The 903-nt window shown below is 52.5% G+C and carries 1 pseudogene; it reads left to right on the top strand.

The features are described 5' to 3' along the window. Nucleotides 1–51 precede the first annotated feature (51 nt). A pseudogene (locus GKAS_RS23340) lies at nucleotides 52–903 on the top strand (IS3 family transposase); the annotation flags it as partial.

Below are 903 nucleotides of genomic sequence, written 5' to 3'. Positions count from 1 at the left end.
CACTTTTAGAGATCTTCCGACATACTGATTATGTCCCCTGAGGAGATCGCTATGCGTAAGATCCGATTCACTGAACACCAGATCATCGCCGTATTGAAGTCCGTCGAAGCCGGACGTACCGTCAAGGATGTGTGCCGTGAGGCCGCTATTTCGGAAGCCAGTTATTACAACTGGAAGGCAAAATATGGCGGGATGGAAGCGGCCGATATTAAAAAAATCAAAGACCTTGAGGATGAGAATCGACGTCTGAAACAGATGTTTGCTGATCTCAGCCTTGAGTGCCGGGCACTGAAAGACATCATCGAAAAAAAGCTTTAAAACCAGCGATAAAGCGTGAACTCGTCAGCTATCTGACGGCACAATTTGCCATGAGTTTACGCCAGGCCTGCAGGACGTTATCGCTGAGCAGGACGGTCTATTTTTACCAGCCCGATACCCGACGTGATGAACCGGTGATCTGTGCGCTGACTGAACTGGCAGAACGCTATCCGCGCTACGGTTTTAAGAAGTTGTTCCAGCTGCTGCGCAGGCAGGGCAATACCTGGAACCATAAACGTGTTCACCGGATTTACTGCCTGCTGAAACTGAATTTTCGTCGCAAGGGAAAACAGCGGCTGCCAGTGCGTAATCCAGCACCACTGGCGACACCGCAAGCATTAAACCAGAGCTGGTCCATCGATTTTATGCACGACGCCCTGGTCTGCGGCAGACGCTTCCGGACCTTCAATGTGGTGGATGATTTTAACCGCGAAGCACTGGCGATAGAAATCGACCTGAATATCCCGGCTCAGCGAGTCATCCGGGTGCTGGACAGGATCGCGGCAAACCGCGGCTACCCGCTGAAGATGCGGATGGACAACGGGCCAGAGCTGGTCTCACTGGCGCTGGCACAATGGGCCGAAG

Source organism: Kluyvera ascorbata ATCC 33433 (assembly GCF_000735365.1).
Classification (GTDB): domain Bacteria; phylum Pseudomonadota; class Gammaproteobacteria; order Enterobacterales; family Enterobacteriaceae; genus Kluyvera; species Kluyvera ascorbata.
This window is presented reverse-complemented; position numbering and strand designations above follow the sequence as displayed.